At 70.1% G+C, this 19013-nt stretch carries 17 protein-coding genes; 9 read left to right on the forward strand and 8 right to left on the reverse strand.

Annotation, left to right across the window (positions count from 1 at the left end):
• Positions 1-47: 47 nt before the first annotated feature.
• The 7 genes from ACQP1K_RS17015 to ACQP1K_RS17045 all read right to left on the reverse strand — a co-directional run bounded on the left by ACQP1K_RS17015 (position 48) and on the right by ACQP1K_RS17045 (position 6465).
• Positions 48-1157, reverse strand: a complete 1110-nt coding sequence (locus ACQP1K_RS17015) for a zinc-binding dehydrogenase (RefSeq protein ID WP_433496696.1) — start codon at positions 1155-1157, stop codon at positions 48-50.
• Positions 1154-1957, reverse strand: coding sequence for a phytanoyl-CoA dioxygenase family protein (locus ACQP1K_RS17020; protein WP_433496697.1), 804 nt, complete (start codon positions 1955-1957; stop codon positions 1154-1156). Before ACQP1K_RS17020 ends, ACQP1K_RS17015 begins: the two co-directional genes overlap by 4 nt.
• A 90-nt stretch (positions 1958-2047) precedes the next feature.
• Positions 2048-2788, reverse strand: a complete 741-nt coding sequence (locus tag ACQP1K_RS17025) for an SDR family NAD(P)-dependent oxidoreductase (protein WP_433496698.1) — start codon at positions 2786-2788, stop codon at positions 2048-2050.
• A gap of 74 nt (positions 2789-2862) precedes the next feature.
• Positions 2863-3687 (reverse strand): 2OG-Fe(II)-dependent halogenase WelO5 family protein, encoded by an 825-nt coding sequence (locus ACQP1K_RS17030; RefSeq protein WP_433496699.1) that lies wholly within the window; start codon positions 3685-3687, stop codon positions 2863-2865.
• 448 nt (positions 3688-4135) lie between these two features.
• Entirely contained in the window at positions 4136-4663 is a 528-nt protein-coding gene (locus ACQP1K_RS17035) for a DinB family protein (protein ID WP_433496700.1), read from the reverse strand.
• 124 nt (positions 4664-4787) lie between these two features.
• Positions 4788-5186 carry a PaaI family thioesterase gene (locus tag ACQP1K_RS17040; RefSeq protein WP_433496701.1) on the reverse strand — a complete coding sequence of 133 codons (399 nt, stop codon included), beginning with the start codon at positions 5184-5186 and terminating at the stop codon, positions 4788-4790.
• 166 nt (positions 5187-5352) lie between these two features.
• Positions 5353-6465: a winged helix DNA-binding domain-containing protein gene (locus tag ACQP1K_RS17045; RefSeq protein ID WP_433496702.1), complete on the reverse strand. Its 1113-nt coding sequence runs from the start codon at positions 6463-6465 to the stop codon at positions 5353-5355.
• 748 nt (positions 6466-7213) lie between these two features.
• Between ACQP1K_RS17045 and ACQP1K_RS17050 the strand changes: the two genes are divergently transcribed.
• The 8 genes from ACQP1K_RS17050 to amaP all read left to right on the forward strand — a co-directional run bounded on the left by ACQP1K_RS17050 (position 7214) and on the right by amaP (position 16497).
• Positions 7214-10657, forward strand: coding sequence for a non-ribosomal peptide synthetase (locus ACQP1K_RS17050; RefSeq protein WP_433496703.1), 3444 nt, complete (start codon positions 7214-7216; stop codon positions 10655-10657).
• A 642-nt stretch (positions 10658-11299) separates the two neighbouring features.
• A complete protein-coding gene (locus tag ACQP1K_RS17055; RefSeq protein ID WP_433496704.1) occupies positions 11300-11776 on the forward strand; it encodes a hypothetical protein in 477 nt (158 codons plus the stop codon).
• A 1168-nt stretch (positions 11777-12944) separates the two neighbouring features.
• Positions 12945-13541, forward strand: coding sequence for a CGNR zinc finger domain-containing protein (locus ACQP1K_RS17060; protein WP_433496705.1), 597 nt, complete (start codon positions 12945-12947; stop codon positions 13539-13541).
• A 234-nt stretch (positions 13542-13775) separates the two neighbouring features.
• On the forward strand, positions 13776-14261 hold the full coding sequence (locus ACQP1K_RS17065) for an Asp23/Gls24 family envelope stress response protein (RefSeq protein WP_433496706.1): 486 nt from the start codon (positions 13776-13778) through the stop codon (positions 14259-14261).
• A 116-nt stretch (positions 14262-14377) separates the two neighbouring features.
• Positions 14378-14674 (forward strand): hypothetical protein, encoded by a 297-nt coding sequence (locus ACQP1K_RS17070; RefSeq protein WP_433496707.1) that lies wholly within the window; start codon positions 14378-14380, stop codon positions 14672-14674.
• Positions 14671-14856: a hypothetical protein gene (locus ACQP1K_RS17075; protein WP_433496708.1), complete on the forward strand. Its 186-nt coding sequence runs from the start codon at positions 14671-14673 to the stop codon at positions 14854-14856. The genes ACQP1K_RS17070 and ACQP1K_RS17075 overlap by 4 nt, the downstream gene beginning before the upstream one ends.
• Positions 14853-15896 (forward strand): DUF6286 domain-containing protein, encoded by a 1044-nt coding sequence (locus ACQP1K_RS17080; protein ID WP_433496709.1) that lies wholly within the window; start codon positions 14853-14855, stop codon positions 15894-15896. Before ACQP1K_RS17075 ends, ACQP1K_RS17080 begins: the two co-directional genes overlap by 4 nt.
• Before the next feature lie 25 nt (positions 15897-15921).
• Positions 15922-16497: an alkaline shock response membrane anchor protein AmaP gene (gene amaP, locus ACQP1K_RS17085; RefSeq protein WP_433496710.1), complete on the forward strand. Its 576-nt coding sequence runs from the start codon at positions 15922-15924 to the stop codon at positions 16495-16497.
• Between the two features lie 112 nt (positions 16498-16609).
• Here amaP and ACQP1K_RS17090 read toward each other — a convergent pair whose 3' ends face one another.
• The gene (locus tag ACQP1K_RS17090; protein ID WP_433496711.1) at positions 16610-17191 is read right to left on the reverse strand and encodes a helix-turn-helix domain-containing protein; all 582 of its coding nucleotides are present in this window, start codon (positions 17189-17191) and stop codon (positions 16610-16612) included.
• Positions 17192-17283: 92 nt separating this feature from the next.
• Between ACQP1K_RS17090 and ACQP1K_RS17095 the strand changes: the two genes are divergently transcribed.
• Positions 17284-18861, forward strand: coding sequence for an FAD-dependent oxidoreductase (locus ACQP1K_RS17095; protein ID WP_433496712.1), 1578 nt, complete (start codon positions 17284-17286; stop codon positions 18859-18861).
• Positions 18862-19013 lie beyond the last annotated feature (152 nt).

Raw genomic sequence — 19013 nt, forward strand, 5'->3', positions numbered from 1 at the left:
TCGCTCCTTTCGTCCCGTCCCCGTCAGCACGACCGCGATCGGCGGAACTAGCCGGTCAGCACCGCCTTGATCACCGACCCGTTCTCCACCGCCGCCATCGCGGCGGCATGCTCGGCGAGCGGATACGCCGTCACCAGGCTCTCCAGGTCGAACCGCCCGGTCAGGGCCGGCAGCAGCCGTACGTACTCGACGAGATGCGCGCCGCTGAACGCCCACGAGCCGACGACGTCGAGCTGCCGGTAGACGATCTGATGAGGATTGATCATGGTGTCGCCGCTGTCGGTGTACTGGCCGACGACCAGGTACGACCCGCCGCGCCGGGCCAGGCGCAGGCCCTGGCCGACGGCCGAGGGGACGCCCGTGCATTCGACGACGAGGTCGGCGCCGCCGCCGGTCAGCTCGACGACCTCGGCGAGGGCCTCCGCTGGGTCGTCCGCCTCGACGACGTTGACATGGTGGTGGCCGATGCCCGCCTTCGCCGCGATCGCCAGCCGTTGGGCCGGCCCGCCCGCGAGGACGACCGTCGCCGCACCTGCCAGCTGCGCCAGCGCCGCGGCGGCCAGGCCGACCGGGCCGCTGCCCTGGACCACGACGACCTCCCCCACCCGGACCGGCCGGCGCTCGAACATGGCGTGGACCATGGTCGGGCCGGCGCACGCCAGCGACATCGCGGCGAGGTGGCTCACCCCGGGCGGGACCCTGACGACGGTGCTTCCCGGCTGCAGAGCGATGTGGTCGGCCCACGAGCCCGACAGGGCGGACTCCGCAGAGACGGGCCGGTTCACCCCGCAGGTCCTGCGGTTCCGGCACAGCGTCGGCTCTCGATACCGGCTGCAGAACACGCACCGGCCGCAGGCGATCGACGACGCCCACATCACGTCGTCGCCGGGCCGGAGCGGCGCCCCCGTCGCGTCCGTGCCGGTGCCCTCCCCCAGCCGGTGCACCGTGCCCAGTCCCTCGTGACCGAGCACGAGCGGGGTGGGAATGTCCAGATGTCCTCGCTGCAGGTGCAGATCGGTGCCGCAGACGCCGCCGAAGTGGCAGGCCACGGTCAGGCCTCCGGCGACCGGCGGGGGAACCTCGAACTCGCGCAGCACCAACGGCTCGCCGAACCGTTCCAGGACCACCGCCCTGCTCATCGTGACCTCTCCGCTCATGACGGCCCGCCTCCGAGAGTGACCAGCGGTTTGTCCTCGACCCGCAGGGGTGCGGTGTCACGGCAGATCAGGTACTCGGGGCGGGGCTCGCCACGCGGCAGGTTGCCCACGTCGTTGTAGGTCGCGATCAGCAGCTTGCGCGGGAACGGCGACATGTTCGGCGCCGATCCGTGCACGATCTGCGAGTCGAAGAACAGCACGGAGCCCGCGGGGCCCTTGGGGCTCGCCATCCCGTGTCCCGCCACCAGCGACCGCAGCTGATCGGGCGTGAGACTGATGTCGTCGGGGTCGAGATGCTGTCGCGACCTGATCTCGTCCCGCCGGCGGTCCCGTACCAGTCCATTCCGGTGCGAACCCGGAATGAAGATCACCGGGCCGTTGAACTCGGTGGCCTCGTCGAGATAGACCCCGACGTTGATCAGGCGGGGGGACGGCAGGCCGTCGGCGATCTTCCACGCGAGATAGTCCTGGTGCCAGGCCCAGTGACCGCCGGTGAACGGCGGCTTCGAATTGATTTTGAACTGGTAGAGGTAGACATCGCCCGCGAGCAGCTGACGCACCGGGCCGAGCACCCGCGAAGCGCTCACCAGAGCGGCGAACTCGGACTGCCGGCGGTGTGAGCTGTAAATCGCCCTGACCTCGGAGCCGTCGTCCTCCAGGATCCGCTGCTCGCCGCCTATCCGGCTGTCCCGGCGAAACGCCTCCCGAAGCGCCTCGACCTCAGCCGCGTCGAAGGCCGACTCGACCAGCAGAACCCCGTTATCGCGATAGTCCCGCACCTGTTCATCGCTGAGTCGCATATTTCCTCTTCTCCCGGACTCTGAGCATGGACAATCGTCTGGCGGACGACACAGACATGCGGATGTCCGAGATACCGAGCGCCGCCCGCATCACCACATGAAATTCCCACCGTCGACAATGAGCTTCTGCCCCGTGACATAACGGCTCGCGTCCCCGACGAGGTATTCCAACGCGTCGGCCATGTCCTCCGCCGTACCTATACGCCGCTGCGGAATCCGGTCCAGGACGGCGGCCCGCCTCTCCGGGTCGGTCAAGCCGTAGCGCTCGACCACCTCGGGCGTATCGGTGAACCCCGGGATGAGACAGTTCACTCGAATCTCCGGCGCCAGTTCCAGCGCCAGGCACTTGGTCAGCTGCAGCACGCCGGCCTTGCTCGCGCAGTAATTCGCCCCGCCGGCCCTGGGGCGCATCGCGGTCGTCGCGCCGACGTTGACGATCACCCCGCCTCCGTCGGCGATCATCGCGGGCGCCAACGCCCTGGTGAGATAGAAGACGCCGGACAGGTTGGTCCCGACGACCCGGTCCCAGTCCTCGTCGCCGAGTTCCAGGAACGGCCGATCGCGATTGATCCCGGCATTGTTGACCAGGACGCGCGGAGCGCCGAACTCACCGAGCACATCGGCGCAGACGCGGCGCACCGCCACCGGGTCGGACACGTCGGCCCGGCGCGGCAGCAGGAATTCCGGATGAGCGGCGGCCGCCTTCGCCGCCGCCGCGGCGTTCTGCCGGTAAAGCGCGATCACCTGGTATCCGAGCTTGCCGAGGCGTGCGCTCAGGGCAAGCCCGATCCCCCGGATTCCGCCGCTCACCACCGCGACGCGCCCGGTCACGGACCGCCCGTCCGCATGTGCCGCCATATACCGTGCCTGCTTCCCGGAGTCCCGATCACCGGCCGTACCGAAAATCACGACCAGATCGCGAGCGGCCCCCGGCCGGTGACGCCGAGGAAGAACGACAGCGTGACCCTTCTGCCGTTTCCGCGGACCCGCCGCACCGCGTGATAGTTACGCGAGTCGAAGATGACGGCGTCACCGGCCGACGGCCGTACGGTGACGAACGGGTCGTCACGCACGACCTCCTCCGAATAGCCGTATCCGTCGCGGTACGGCTCGTCCACCGGACGCCACGGGTGGCGCCATACGAGCGTTTCGCCGCCCTCCTCCGGCATCGACAGATACCAGTTGAGCGTGAGGAAACTCGCCACCGTCTCGTCGAGTGCGCCGGGAAACTCCCGTACGATCTCGTCGAAATGGAGTTTCGCGCCGCTGGCGATCTCGCGGATCATCCCGGCGAACATGTCCCGGCCGCCGCAGCGCGCGGGGACCAGGTCATCTCCCCAGGCGGACCGGATCCGCCGGACGGCGAACTCCAGCGGATCTGCGCCGCGCAGCAGCGTCGAACGTGCCGCGACGGCCCGCTCGGATTCGACCCAGTAGCGCTCGTCCAGCCCGCCCGAGGCGTAGAAGTCGTACGCCGCCGGCCCCAGCTTCGCTATGCGCGGATAGATCAGCGCTTCGTCGTAGGCGCCCAGCGGGCACGACTCGAGGCCCTTCATGATGTCCGCACAGTCGTCGGGCGAGGAGAAGTTCTTGATGTGCACCGCGCCCAGCACGCCGACCGCCAGGCGAAGTATGTGCTCCCTCGTCAGTTCCTCGACCGTCTCGGCATCGAAGAGCGTGTAGATCGGCGAATCGTTGGTGCTGACGTCCTCAAGCCCGCGCTCCGTCACCTGCCCACCTGACACAGACGTTCTCCCCTCAAGGGATGAGTCCGCGGGGCTCGTTCCCCCGCGGGACCGTTCAGTCTTCTGTGGCCGTGTTCAGTCTTCTGAGACCACACAACAAACTCATCGAAGGCACACCATGTATGTCATACGAGGTCACACACGTCAAGACCCAGGACACGACATGTGGTGGCCTGTGGCATCATGTAGTGTTCAGTCTGAGACTTACGACATCCGGTATGCGGATCGCGGCGCCGCCGGAGCCCGCACGCCGCCGGAGCCCGCACGCGGACGGAGCCCGTACGCGGACGGGCCGGACCACGGGTCCTCCGGTACGGCTCTCGGCCGTGATGATGACACCGGTGATCGGGGCCGTGGCGGGCACGCCGGCCCCCGCGGTCGTCACTTCACCGGCGGAGGGCCCGTACGCATACGGAGGCGACGAGAGGGGGCGTCAGGAGAACCTGGCCCGGTAGAGGTCGCGGAGCAGGGCGATCTCCGCTCCGTGGTGCATGACCTCACGATTGATGTGCAGGATCAGGGTGGCCATCGACCGATGCCCCCACGTGCCCTCGGATTCGCCGACCGGGCGTTGCAGCGACGCGTCGTCGAGCGCCATCACTCCGTCGCGCCATCTGCGGTAGTGCTCGTACAGCGCGTCGACGCTCTCCTTGGCGGTGCTCGGCGGCGTCGCGGTGGCCCTGGTCAGCGAACCGTCTCCGAAGTGCGTGCTGACCCGAGCGCCGATCACGTCCACGGCGATGTGGCACAGGCGCCAGGCGATCGTGGTGACCGGAGGCGGCTCCGGGACCGGGTCCTGCCAATCCATCGTCACCCGGCCGTCGGCGCCGGTCCGGATCGTCCAGCAGTCCGGCACCGGTTCCCAGTAGTACTCGTCGTCGGTGGGGCCGGTCAGCCGGGGCGTCAGGTGGTACTCCCAGTAAAGGTCGAGCTGATCGAGAACTTCAGCACGCCAGATCATCGAGTACTCCCATCGGAACGGTCGGCTCATGCTACTCGGCCGATCGCTACCTTCGGTGAGGTTTCGATGACATACGGCGACATCGCTCCGCCGTGGAACCCCGGACGGCCGGCGGGCGATCCGCTCAGCGCATGTTCTGCAGCCGGACCTGCCCTCGGGCGACCAGGGAACCCACGGCGTCCACGGTCTCCACGGCCCAGACCTGCTGGGTGGCGCCGCGGAAGACCGGCACCGCCGTCGAGGTGAGCCGGCCGTTGGCCTCGGTCACCGCGACGAAGAAGTCGGTGGTGTTGCTGACCCCGACCACGGTGCCGCGATCACCGAGCCAGCGGCCCGCCGCCACACTGGCCACGGACTCGACCACCGCGCAATGCACGCCGCCGTGCAGGATGCCGTGCGGCTGCAGCAGATCGCGGCGGACCGACCACCCGGCCACCACGCGATCCGGGCCGATCTCCTCGAACCGCAGGCCCAGATGCTCGACGTACGGCCCGAGATCCTGCTCCACCCTGTCCTTCGTCATATCCCGACCATCCCCTTGTCCACCGGTCCGTGCGGATCCGGGTCACGAGCGGGCGAACACCGGTGCCCGCCGGAGAGCGCCGGCCGATCCGATCATCGCCGGATCCGCCGAGCGGACGCCAGCGGCGACGCGAACCCGGCCGGTGCCCCGTCGTTCCTCCCGCCGCTCAGGCGACGCGCACCGTCATCCGGCTCAGCCCGCTCGCACGCGCGACGTGCGCGGCCTCCTTCTCGAGCTCTTCCAGCGGCAGGGGACCGCCGCCGGGGAACGAGGACACGACCACCTCGTCGCCGGAGACCTCCCACACCGCGACGATCCGGCCGTCCACCACGACGATCGGGGAGATCCACCCGGAGGTCCGGCTCACCGCGGCCCGATGCTCTTTCGGAAGCAGCACCTCGTCCTTGGTGCCCGGACCGAGAACGTACTGGTCGAAACCGCCGAGCAACCGGGCGCCCTCGCACTCGGCGACGCCGGCGAGTTCGTCGACGTGCTCGGTCAGCATCAACGCGCGGCGTCCCTCGACATCGACCTCGGTCAGCTTGCCGCCCATGTCGCCGAACCACTGACGCAGTCTCGGCTTGCTCGAAGCGTTGAGCGACAGCCAGCGGTCGAACACCTCGGGAGTGGCGGGGCCGTACGCCCCCAGGTACGCCTCGATCACCACGGGCGCCGCCTCATCGGGCTCCGGCCGCTTGCGCCAGTCCGGGAACTGACTCTCCGGGCGCGTGAATGTGATCTTGTTGCCCTGATTCGGCCCGTGGCACAGCACCCCCCGCCACGCCAGCGGCTTGAGCACCTGGCCCCACCCCGATCGGAGCCGGTCCTCCATACCCGCGAATCGTCTGTCCGCCACGACCTGCGTGACCAGCTGGTCCCGGGTGAGCACCGCGCCGTCGAGGATGTCCGACACCTTGTCGGTCAGCTCGTCGATCTGCCGGGGAGTGACGCCGGAGACCCGCTGCCAGGAGGGTTTGAGCCAGAAGGCCGTGGTCTCCATGAGCGACAGATAGGCACCCGCCTCACTCGGCTTCAGCAGGTGCAGGGTTCCACGCATCGCCCAGGTCTTCATCAACGAGAGATCGGCGAACTCCCGGTTGACGCTCTCCCTGTCGGGTTCCGACTGCCGTAACGCCACAGCCAGCTCGGCGGCGCTCCAGACCTGCGCCTGCACACCGCACAGCCTGCCGACGATCTCACTCGCGGTGGGCTGGGTGCGCGGGTCCAGGTATTGCCGTCGCATCCGCCACGCGAAAACCTGTCCCCAGCTGACCTTCACGTAGCCTCCTCACATCGAACGGGCCCCCAACCCTACACCTGCTCTGTGGCCTTCGCCGGTCACGCCGGAGAGATCGGGCGGCCGCGTGCGGAAGTCGCGGAACCGCGGTAAGCGAAGGGAACCCGGACCGTGAGGACCATGGCGCACCGTAGTGTCGATGTCGAGTCACCACGTGGATTTCACCGGCCGCTCATGGGGACCGTACCTGTCGACTGTCATGGCGTGGCAGCTCGGCGTGCGGAAACGGATGACGCCTGCGAGGACAGGACCGCACCTCACACAGGTCGGCGTGCTGGCGCCCTCCGCGCATGTCGAGTACGATGACGCAGCAAGAGACTCCACCGAGACTGCGACGGCGCTCGAGGAGGGATTCGACGGAAAATGCCGCAGAATCTGCACTCCATCTCGATGCGGATCGACGACGCCGGCAGAGGGTCCGGGCCCGAGAGGCCCAGGGCCTCGCACACGGTGGCGGCCCGGACGCGCCCACCATGTGCGTCATGATCACCGAACCCGTGCCGTGCCGCGATGCGGTCCGTACGGCGCCCACGCCTGATCTCCGTCCTCCGCGAGATTGCGCCGAACACGTTCGACCAGCACGCACGGCACCACCTGTCCGCGTCCGGAACCGGGCGACGCCGTCATCCGGTCCGGTTTCGAGCGGCGTCGTCACGCGGCCCCGTCATGGATGGCCGGATCACGGCGCGCCGCGGCGGTCGCCGAGGCCGCGGGAGAGAAATGGGGAGAGATGAGCGAGCGACGAGACGAGACGACCCGCGACGACACGCTGCAGCGGCGACTCTCGGCGCTCAGTCCCGCTCAACGGGCCCTCCTGGAACGGATCATGGCCGACCGGCGCGCGGACCCGGAAGGGAGCATCCCACGGCGCCCTGAGGGGCTCGCCGACGTGCCCGCTTCGTTCGAGCAGGAGCGGTTGTGGTTCATGAACGAACTGCTCTCACAGCGCCAGATCTTCAATGTGCCCACCGCGTTGCGGCTGCGCGGCCCACTCGACGTCGACGCGCTGGGCCGAGCCGTCGGCCGGCTGGTGGAACGGCACGAGGCGCTGCGTACGGTTTTCGTGCTCCGGGACACCACACCCCGCCAGGTCGTGCTCGACCGCATGGACGTGCCGCTCGTCGTGCACCGGTTCCGGGACCTGCCCGACCCCGGGCAGGCCGCGCGCGGCCACGCGTCGGCCTCCGTCGCCGAGCCGTTCGACCTGCTCACCGGGCCGTTGCTGCGGTGCGTGCTGTACGAGATCGGCGAAGAGGACCATCTCTTCCTGATCGTCCAGCACCACATCGTCTCCGACACCTGGTCGCTGGGGATCCTCCTGAACGAACTCGGCGCCTGCTACTCGGCCGAGGTCGGCGCGGCGGTGACGCTCGCGCCGCTGCCGGCGCAGTATCCGGACTTCGCCTACTGGCAGCGGGAGACCCTGGACGAGTCGACGCTCGAGCGTCAGCTCGGCTTCTGGCGTGCCCAGCTCGCGGATCTTCCCGGGCTACTCGATCTGCCGACCGACCGTCCCCGGCAGCCGATCAGGACCAGTCAGGGAAGGTTCTGCCACGTCGAGTTCCCCGCGCACCTGGTCGCGGCCGCGCGCCGGCTCGCCAAAGAGCACTCCACGACTCTCAACGTCGCGTTCCTCGCCGTCTACTTCGGACTGCTCGGCCGGCTGACCCGCCAGGAGGATCTGGTCGTCGGGGTGCCCATCGCCGGTCGCTCGCGGCCCGCGCTGCAGCAGATGCTGGGATATTTCCTGAACTGGCTGCCGATCCGGGTACATCTCGGCGGCCGCCCTTCGTTGCACGAGCTCATCCGGCGCACCCGGGACGCCTTCACCGGCGCGCTCGTCAATCAGGACCTGCCCTTCGACATGCTGGTACGTGAGCTGGCGCCGACGCGGGTGCCCGGCGTGACGCCGGTGTTCCAGACGTCGTTCAGCCTGCGCGACGCGGCCCCGAGGCCCCCGGACCTGGCCGGTCTCGCGGTCGACTTCGCGGACCTGGACGGCGGCGCGACGCATTTCGACCTGATGGCCGAGCTGTGGTGTGAAGACGACCGCGTCGTGGGCTACTTCCCGTTCGACGACGCGCTCTTCGACGAGGCCACGGTCGAATCCTACGTACGGTGGATGATCCGGCTGCTGGAGGAGGGCACGGCCGATCCGGACCGGTCGTTGTGCACCGTGCCGCTGCTGACCGCGGCCGAACACGACGAGCTGATCGGCGGCGGGGCCGTCCCGGAAGCGGTCGACGCCACACTGCACGAGCTGTTCCGGCGCCAGGCCGCGCGTCGCCCGGACGCCGTCGCCGTCTGCGACGAACACACCCGGCTGTCGTACGCCGACCTGGACCGGCGGTCCGATCGGCTGGCGAACGTGCTGCTCGGCAACGGGGTCGGACCAGGGTCGATCGTGGGCCTCGTCGTCGACCGTACGGTCGACCTGCCGACCGCCGTCCTCGCCGTACTGAAATGCGGCGCGGCGTACCTGCCCATCGACCCGGACAATCCGCGCGACCGGACCGCGGTCCAGTTCGCGGACTGCGCGGTCACCGCGGTGCTGGCCGGCGCCGGGCTGGCGGACCGGCTCCCCGACACCCCGGCGCCGGTCATCCCGCTGGACTGGCGGGCGGCCGGCCTCGCGGACGCCGCGGAGACCGCGGTCGCGGCGGCGGTGCCCCCGTCGGCTCCCGCGTACGTCATTCACACCTCCGGCTCGACCGGCTCGCCCAAAGGCGTGGTGGTCTCGCATGCCAACGTGGTGCGGCTGTTCACCGCGGCGGAGCACGTGTTCGACCTCCGCGAGGACGACGTCTGGACGTTGTTCCACTCCTACGCGTTCGACTTCTCGGTCTGGGAGCTGTGGGGGGCGCTGCTCCATGGCGGCCGCCTGGTCGTGGTCCCGCAGTGGATGACCAGGGCGCCGGACGCGTTTCTGGAGTCGCTCGAACGCGAGGGGGTGACGGTGCTCAGTCAGACGCCGTCCGCTTTCGCGCAGCTCACCCCGGTGGCGGCGGCCAAGCCGGTCGAGCTTTCCCTGCGCTATGTGGTGTTCGGCGGCGAGGCGTTGAACTTCGCCGCGCTGAGCGAGTGGTTCCGTACTTTCGGAGATCGCCGTCCCGAGCTGGTGAACATGTACGGAATCACGGAGACGACGGTTCATGTGACCTTCCGGCGGCTCACCGACGAGGACACCGGCCGGTTCGCGTCGCTGATCGGGCGGCCGCTGGCGGACCTGACGCTGTACCTGCTGGATGACGAGCTCGCCCCGGTGCCGGCCGGAGTGCCCGGCGAGATCTTCGTCGGGGGCGCCGGAGTCGCACTCGGCTACCAGCGGGCCCCGGCGTTGACGGCCGCCCGGATGCTCCCGGACCCGTACAGCCCGATCCCCGGCGCCCGGATGTACCGCAGCGGCGACATCGCCGTTCGCAGGCGCGACGGAGAGCTCGCCTACCTCGGCCGGGCGGACCGGCAGTTCAAGATCCGCGGGCACCGGGTGGAGATCGGCGAGACCCAGTCCGTGCTGCAGAGGCTTCCTGAGGTGGCGCAGTGCACGGTGTTCGTCGCCGACGACCGCGTGGGCGCCAAGGCGCTCATGGCCTGCGTGGTGCCCGCTGAAGGTCATGCGCCGACGCCGACCCGGCTGCGGCGCGCACTGTTGCGCTCGTTGCCGGACTGGCTGGTCCCCACCACGATCCTGGTGCGGGAGGAGCTGCCGCTCACCCGCAACGGAAAGATCGATCAGCGTGCCCTGGCCTCCCTCCAGCGCACGGAGGCCCGGCAGCGGGGGTCGGTGACCCCTCCGGACGGGGAGACGGCCGAGGCGCTGGCGGCCATCTGGGAGGACATGCTCGGCATCCGCGGCATCGGCGCCGAGGACAACTTCTTCGAGCTGGGCGGGCATTCCCTCATGGTCGTGCAGCTCGTGTCGCGGATTCGCGCCGCCTTCGAGGTGGAGGTGCCGATGGAGACGCTGTTCACGACGTCGAACCTGCAGGCGATGGCCGACATCCTCGGCGAGCTCGACCAGGACGCGCACACCGGTCTTGACGTCGGCGACCAGAACTGGATCGCCGGCCTGTCGGAGGCCGAACTCGACGCGATGCTGGCGGCACTGACCGATTCCGCGCCCTCGGGCGGCGCCGGGAGGCCGGACGCCGCCGACGGCGCGGATGGTTCATGACCTCGAGAACGGGCGGATCGGCACCGATCGGCACCGCGCCCGGACTCCACCCGTTCTCTGGAGACGCCGGCGACGATCGACCGGCATGTGCCCGGTCGAGGTGATGTACGGCGGACGCACGACCGTCCGGCCCGGCGCGCCGCTCGCAAGGACAGGCGCCCGCTCCTCAGGCCGGGCGACGACGACTCCGGGAACGGTCCACAGTCGCCGGACACCGAGGGTGCGGGTTTCGCGGGGGCGCACGCCGAGGGAACACACCACACCCGGACCACCACACAGAACGAGACACAGAACGAGACACAGAACGAGACACTGACCGCGACACTCACGACGTCATCAGTCGCCTGGCGAAAGCTCGTTCGGTTCGCGCATCGTGTCCGGCCGTGACGAGTCCGTAACTTACACGCACAGAATCGATACCTGAAGTCGTCACTGTGCCGATCCCTGGGTATCCTGGTGGAAGACGACAGGAAAGCATGGTGATCCGTGGCGGTTCGGCGCCGATCGTGCGTCCGATCAGCCCTCAGGGGCGGCTCCGTCGCAGGCGGAGAGGCCCGGTAGTGACTGGCACGACTGGACGACGACGCGTTCCTACGCCCTGGAGCGCGCCAGACTCCATAGACTCCAGATGGAGTGATGAACATGACCGGCGACACGCGGGAATACGTGATCACTGTGAAGCCGCATGACGGTGATCATGCGACGGCTTTTCAGATCAGCGCAATCGTCAGATTGGACGAAGAGTCCATACCGCACATCGTCGAGCTGACTGTTCGCAGCTCCGACCGAGGCGACGACAACATGCCGCGCTCTATGGGCGCTATCGACTTCGAACGGCTGACGAACGCTCTGCTGAGCACGGTGACGGCGTCGGCGCACATGACCGCCGTACCCACCACATCGCGCCGGCAGCAGGAGAGGCCGGTAAAGCGGGGAAGCGACACGGGCCAGCGTCCGTATCGTAAAATGCCGGCCGTGGACGACGTCAAGGCGGTGTTTCTGAAGACGGGAAGCGTCGGCCAGGTCGCCAAGCATTTCGATGTCCCTCGCTACACAGCACAGGCCTGGGTCGACCGGCTGCGCCGCGAAGGAGTGTTGGCGGCTCCGGCCACCAACTAGGACCGGACACCTCCTGTAACTCAGGCTCAGAGTCTGCACTCAAAGGCATTCACTCCTAACCTATTCGGGCTATACCGCAGTTTTCAGCGTCAGGCGCGCGCTGTCAAGTAGCGCTCCGAGATGCCCTACTGGAGTAATAGTCAATACCCATAAGTCAAGATCTTTTAGATGGATATGATATAGGTCTGCGGAGGGAGTTTCGTCCAGTTGTTCGACGAACCCGCCGTTGATCGACGTCATTCTGCGGACAAGGACTGACCATGCGGGGTGCGCCGGCCACGCGCCGGCGGGCCCGTACCCCTCGGCGACTGGGGCCCTCCCGACAACCATGATGGGCGCCGATCGCGGCGAAGGCCCGGCAATCGTCGTCCGGGCCTGTCTCAGAAGCGTGGCACGGGCGTGCGGGCACTGGAACCCATGGACGTGGTCGTCCCATGCCTGTCCTGCCACGCGGAACGACCGTGACGGCGACGACGGCCTTCGCGGGGTGAAGCCCGTGACAGGGCCGGGACCATGTCGACCCGCCACCGGACCGGCTCGAGCGATACGCCTCGCCGGATCTGCCCGCCGGGCGAGGAACGGTCGCACCATTCCTGTTTCGGACATCGATGCGAGCAGACCGAAAATCGCGCGTCGGCCGCCCTGACCGGAAAGCCGGTCGGCGATGCCGAAGGCAGCGGAGCCGGTCCGGCCGCGGACCGGGAACGAGAATCCGAAGACCGCCGGCATGGAACTTTCCAACGAGATCGACAAAAGCGAATTCTCCGGACATCGAGGGACGCCGAGCGAGAAACATTCGCGCCGCTTCACAGCGTCTTCGAGCAGCTCGGGCTCCGGCCGATTCCTCGGCGAGTATTTTCAGGTCTTCACATTGGAGCGAAGTCATGTTACCGCTCGATCGCCGGGAGGATCCGTTCTCGGTCACGCCCCATGCCGAACACCGGGGTCGTGTGCGGTGACGCGGCCCGAGGCGACGCCGGTGAGCCGCACAGCGCGAACCGAGGGTTTCCCGATGATGTGGCCGCAGCCGGCGGTCGCCGTGCGCACGATGGGATCTCCCGCTTCGCAGCCCAGGCGTCGCTATCGGGATGTTCACCGGCACGGACCGTGTCTCCTCTGTCGATAATCGCTTTTCCTCTCGATGCGGTGCAACTGGTACATTCGTCACATGGAGTCCGCCGCGGCCCGAGGACTGATACTGCACTCCCCCACCGGTGTCGCCTACCGATTCGACGCCGGCGCCCTGTGCCTGGAGCTGCTCACCACAGGCGGGCCCGGCCTCCACCACCGGTACGAGGCACTCCACCGGCCCGCCGACCTGACCGCCTGGACCGAGCGTTCGCGGCTGACGCCGACACCGCGACTGCGGATCTCCGACGCCGAGGTGGCCGACGCGCGCCGATTGCGTGACGCGCTGTTCCGGGTGGCCATCGCCCACACCCGCGCCGAGCCGCCCGCTGCACGCGATTTCGAGACCATCAACCAGGCGGCTTCGCACCCGTCCTTGACGCCGGTCATCGGATCAGGCGGAAACCGGCGATGGTCGGGGACCGCCAGCGGCTCGCACCTGCTCGCCACCGTCGCGCGCGACGCCATCGACCTCTTCACCGGTGCCCTCGCACGCCGCATCCGCACCTGCGCCGACGAGGAGTGCGGACTGATCTACGTCGACACCTCACGCCCCGGCCGCCGCCGCTGGTGCTCCATGGAGCACTGCGGCAACCGCCACAAAGTGCGCGCGCTGCGCGCCCGTCAGGACGCGTGATCCCGACGCGGGCTCCCGCCCCGATCCCGCGCCGGGAGACCGGCGTCCGGCCCGGCTTCCGGAGGCGCTGATTATCGGGACCCGGTTGATTCTTATGATTCGAGCGCTTTGACGGAATCAAGGGTTTCCACTGACCCAACCTTGCCCCGCCCCCACGCTTATCTGGAACAAACCGGGTATTACGCCTACGAAACCCGAGGCAATGCCTCATGGAGGTCAAAGCGGGGAAGTCACATGGCCCACAGCAACACATCGGCCGCCGGGGGCGTGGCGGTGCAGGAGGGACGGACCGCTACGCGAGTGCGCCCGCACGGAGAGGCCAATCTGGTGACGGAGCACGGCCGCACCACGATCGCGGACGAGGTCGTCGCCAAGATCGCGGGCATGGCCGCCAGGGAGATCCCCGGTGTCCACGACTTCGGCACCGGAGCCGCCCGCGCGTTCGAGGCGATCAAGGGCAGGCTCGGCGCCGAGGAGAGCATCACCCGCGGCATCGAGGTGGAGGTCGGCGAGCGGCAGGCCGCCGCGGACATTCACCTCATCGTCGAGTACGGCACCGCGATTCCCGATCTCGCCGAGGCCGTCCGGGGCAACGTGACCAACGCGGTCGAGCACATGTGCGGCCTGGAGGTCACCGAGGTCAACGTCGCGGTCGACGACGTACATCTGCCGCGGCAGGAGGCGGCGACCGGCACAGAGGCCGAGCCGCGGGTCAGATGAACCGCCACCGGCCCCCCGGAACGGCCGAGACGTCCGGGTCCGCTCAGGCGTCCCCGGCACGGACGCCAGGGGAAACCACAACACCCGCCGGTACGGCGAAGCCCACGGGCCCCGGCGTGCGCGGGGTCTCGGACGTCGCGGCGCGCGTGATGTCGTGCCCCGGCGTCGCCGGTCTCTCCACCGGGCCGTTCGGGACGCTGGCGACCTACCTCCCGGGGAAGGTCGTCCCCGGCGTCTCGGTCCGCGACGACGAGATCGAGGTTCACCTGGTCGCCCGGTACGGCACGCCGTTGCCGGAGCTGGCCGCGTCCGTGCGCGAGGCTCTCGGCGATCTCTCCACCGGCAGGCGCGTGAACGTCACCATCGAGGACCTCGCGCCCGCCGAGAAGACCGGAAAGGAAGAAAGATCATGAACGGGTTCCCCGTATGGGCCCTGGCAGGGCTGGCGTTCGGCACGGTGCTCGGCGTGGTGGGAGCGTTCGGCGGCCTCAACGCCTTCCTCCTCGTCCTGGTCCTCGGCGCGATCGGCTTCTTCGTCGGCCTCGCGATGGAGGGCGGCGTGCAGATGCCGACGCTGCGCACGCGACGGCAATGAGCACGCCTGGCGGGCACGGCAGCACGACCGTGTCCGACCGTGCCCTCGTCAAGATCGCCGAACAGATCGCGGCGGAGGACGACCGGCTGGCCGACCGGCCGCACGCCTCCGCCTCGGTCAGCGGGTCGATCGCCACCGTGCACCTGGACCTGGCGGTCCGCTATCCATCGCCGGCGCCGGTGCCGCGGCTCGCCGCCGAACTGCGCGCCCGCCTGCGCCACCGGCTGCGCGAGCTGACCGGGCTGTCCGCCGAGAACATCGACATCGAGATCGTGCGGCTTCCCGGAGCGGCGGCCGGCATGCCGGCCCCCCGCCACCCGCCCGGTCCGGCGCCGGACCGGGAGGGCCGTTACACGGAGGGCCGTTACGCGGAGGACCAGGAACACGCCGCGATCGAGACGCGGCGATGGGCGGAGGGCGGCGCACCGGCCGCCACCCCGAGCACGGGCGCCGGCCATCACGGCGGCAGGTTCATGCCGGCCCGTGATCCCGCGTACCGGAGCGGCAGGCGGGCCTTCCGGCCCACGCGCGCCGTTCCCGCGACCGTCACGGCCCTGGTGCTGCTTGCCGTCGGCGTACTGACCGCGGTCCATGTGGTCTCCGCCCTGTTCGGCCGCCCCATCAGGCTCGTGCCGTACGAGACGGTGCTGGCGTGGGCGCGCGCCACGACCTGGAACGGCGGCGGGGCGCTCGCGGCGGCGAGCGTGCTCATGCTGCTGGGGGCGCTGCTCCTGCTGCTGTCCGCGGTGCCGGGCCGGGGGCATCTGCTCGCGTTGCGCACCGCCGACCCCGACCTGGTCGTCGGGATGTCGCGGCACGCGCTGGCCCGGCGGCTGCGGCACGTGGCCGGCGCCGTCGACGGCGTACGGCGCGCCAGGGTGCGGGTGTCCGGCCGGCGGGCGAAGGTGCGGGCGTGGACGGATCTGCGCGACGCCACCGCTGTCACCGGGCGGGTGCGGGCGGCGGTGGACCAGGAACTGGCCAGGCTCTCGCCCGTCCACCGGATGTCGGTGGGCGTGCGGGTCAGCGGCCCGTCGTGACCCGACCGGAGAAAGGGGGCCGGCGGTGAACCGAGGTGCCCACACGATCAACCGGGCGGGGCTGACCCTGCTCGGGCTGATCCTGCTGACGGCCGGTGGGCTGGCGGCCGCGCTGGCCCTGGGCGTCTTCGGCGCCGGCGCCTCCAGGCGACCGCTGCTGACGGACGACGTCATCGCGTTCGCCCGGACCCACCCGTGGTTCTGGCCTGCGGCGGCGGCCGCGGGCATCGTCTTGGGGGTCATCGGGCTGTCCTGGCTACTCGTCCAGTTCCGGCGTGACCACAGGGATCGGTGGCGCGTGGAAACCGATCCGTCGGGCGTCACCGAGGTCGACTCCCGCCCGGCGAGCCGGGCCCTGGCGGCCCAGGTCGGCTCCTACCCCGACGTCCGGCGGGCGCACGCCGCGCTGCGCGGCCCCCCCGACGCCCCCCGGCTCGACCTCCAGATCACCGCGCGGGAGTCGGCCGATCTGGGCGACCTGGTCACCCTGCTGCACGACGAGGCGGTCGCCGACCTGCGAAGCACGCTCGGCCTGACCCGTCTCCCCGCGCGGGTGCGGCTGCGCCTCGTCCCCGGCGAGTACGCCCGGCGGATCCGCTAGCCCTTCCCGCGGCCGGGCACGCGGGCGGCCCCCGGCCGGCCTCGGCACAGGCGCCCCCGGCCGGCCTCGGCACAGGCGCCACAGACCGGCTGAGCGTGCCGGCCGCCGAGCGTCACCTGGCGGCAGCGGGGCGGGCGCGTACGTGCATGCGCTCGCCCTGGGGGCCGAACAGGGCCAGCACCTCGGTGGGCTCGTCGCCGGGGTTGCCGAACGCGTGCGGGGTGCGGGTGTCGAACTCGGCCGCCTCGCCCGCTTCCAGCACGACGTCGTGTCCGCCGAGCCGTACGCGCAGCCGCCCCGACAGCACGTACAACCACTCGTAGCCCTCGTGGACCTGCTGCTCCGGCTCGTAGCCAGGCCAGCGCGGCGGGTAGATCTGCTTGAACGCCTGCAGCCCGCCGGGCCGGCGGCTCAGCGGAACGTACGTCATGCCGTGGTGCTTGACGGGCCGCATGTGCACGCGCGGGTCACCCGTCACAGGCGCGCCGATCAACTCGTCGATCTGCACCTGATAGGCCCTGGCCAGCAGCAACATCAGCTCCAGCGTGGGCCTGCGCCCGCCGGATTCCAGCCGCGACAGGGTGCTGACCGAGATGCCGGTGCTCTTGGAGATCTCCGCCAGGGTCATGCCGCGCTCCTGGCGCAGCCCCCGCAGCCGCGGGCCCACCGCCATCAGCACCTCATCGAGTTCCATGTGCCCTAGGTTGCCATTTCGGCAAGGGAAATTGTCAAATCGGCCCCACGCCACGGACAGTGGCGCGAGAGCGAACGAGGGAGGAGCCGCGCATGGACGCGACGTACGAAGTGGTGGTGATCGGCGGCGGGGCCGCCGGGCTGAGCGGGGCGCTCACGCTGTCCCGGGCCCGCCGCAGGGTGTTGGTGATCGACTCCGGCCGGCCGCGCAACGCCCCCGCGCAGGGCGTGCATGCGTTTCTCGGACACGAGGGCGTGCCGCCACGGGAGCTGCTGGCCGCCGGTCACGAGGAGATCGTGAAGTACGGCGGGCAGATCGTGACCGGCCTGGTCACGGCGGCGGAGCGGCTCGCCGACGGGCGTTTTCTCGTCACGTTGGACGACGGGTCCGCTGTCGGAGCGGCCCGGTTGCTGGTGGCCACCGGCCTGGTGGACGAGCTGCCGCCGGTGCCGGGCCTGGCCGAACGGTGGGGCCGAGACGTGCTGCACTGCCCGTACTGCCACGGCTGGGAGGTGCGTGATCAGGCCATCGGCGTCGTCGGCGCCGGCCCGCTCGCCGCGCACCAGGCCCTGCTGTGGCGGCAGTGGAGCGACGACGTGACCCTCTTCCTGCACACGGCGCCCGAGCCGGGGGAGGAAGCACGCGAGCAGCTCGCCGCCAGGGGCGTCACCGTGATCGAGGGCGAGCTGGCCGGGGCCGTGCTGGAGGGCGACCGGCTGACCGGAGTGCGGCTGGCCGACGGCCGGGAGGTGCCCCGCCGGGTGCTCGCCGTCGGCACCCGGATGAACGCCCGGCTGGACGGGCTCGCCGGGCTCGGCCTGGAGACGGCCGAGCAGGACATGAACGGGTTCGTGCTCGGCACCTACGTCCCCGGCGATCCCACGGGCAAGACCGGCGTGCCGGGCGTGTGGGTGGCGGGCAACGCGACCAACGTGATGGATCAGGTCGTCAGCGCCGCCGCGGCGGGCGTACGTGCCGGGGCGGCCATCAACGCCGACCTGGTCATCGAGGAGGCACTCGACGCCGTGGCCGCCCGCCGCGCCGCGGGAACGGCCACGGAGGAGGAGTTCTGGGACGACCGTTACCGCCAGAGCGAGCGGATCTGGAGCGGCGCCCCCAACGCCGTACTCGTCCGCGAGGTCGCCTGTCTGCCTCCCGGTCGTGCGCTGGAGCTGGGCAGCGGCGAGGGCGGCGACGCCATATGGCTCGCGGGCAAGGGCTGGCGGGTCACCGCCGCCGACATCTCCGGGATCGCGCTGCGCCGAGCGGCCCGTCAGGCCGAGGAAGCCGGCGTGGCGGACCGAATCGACTGGCAGCGGCACGACCTCGGAGAATCGTTCCCCGAGGGCACATACGACCTGGTCACCGCCTGCTACCTGCACTCTCCCGGCGACATGCCGCGTGAGAAGATCCTGCGCGGGGCGGCCGCCGCTGTCGCGCCCGGCGGGGTGCTGCTGGTGGCCGGGCACGCGGGCTGGCCGGCCTGGCACCGGGACGACCGGCCCGACGTGCACTTCCCCACGCCGCGGGAGGTGTTCGACTCCCTGGAGCCGGCGGAAGGGGAATGGGAGGTGCTGCGCTGCGAGGAGTTCGAGCGCGTCCAGAACGACCCGGAGGGGAAGCCGACCACCCGCACCGACAACGTGCTCAAGATCCGGCGGCGTCTGTGAGACGCGGACCCGTCATTACCGGGCGCCGACCGCATCCTGTGCCACTCTCGCCCCGGCATGGGGGTGCCGCATGTGGGCGGCCGGGTAACACCTCCGTACGGACGGCCCGTTCAGGGCTCGGATCGATGGGTGCCCGGCTTCCTGGAAGGCTC

It is taken from the genome of Sphaerimonospora sp. CA-214678 (assembly GCF_050942215.1).
In the GTDB taxonomy this organism is placed as follows: Bacteria; Actinomycetota; Actinomycetes; order Streptosporangiales; family Streptosporangiaceae; genus Sphaerimonospora.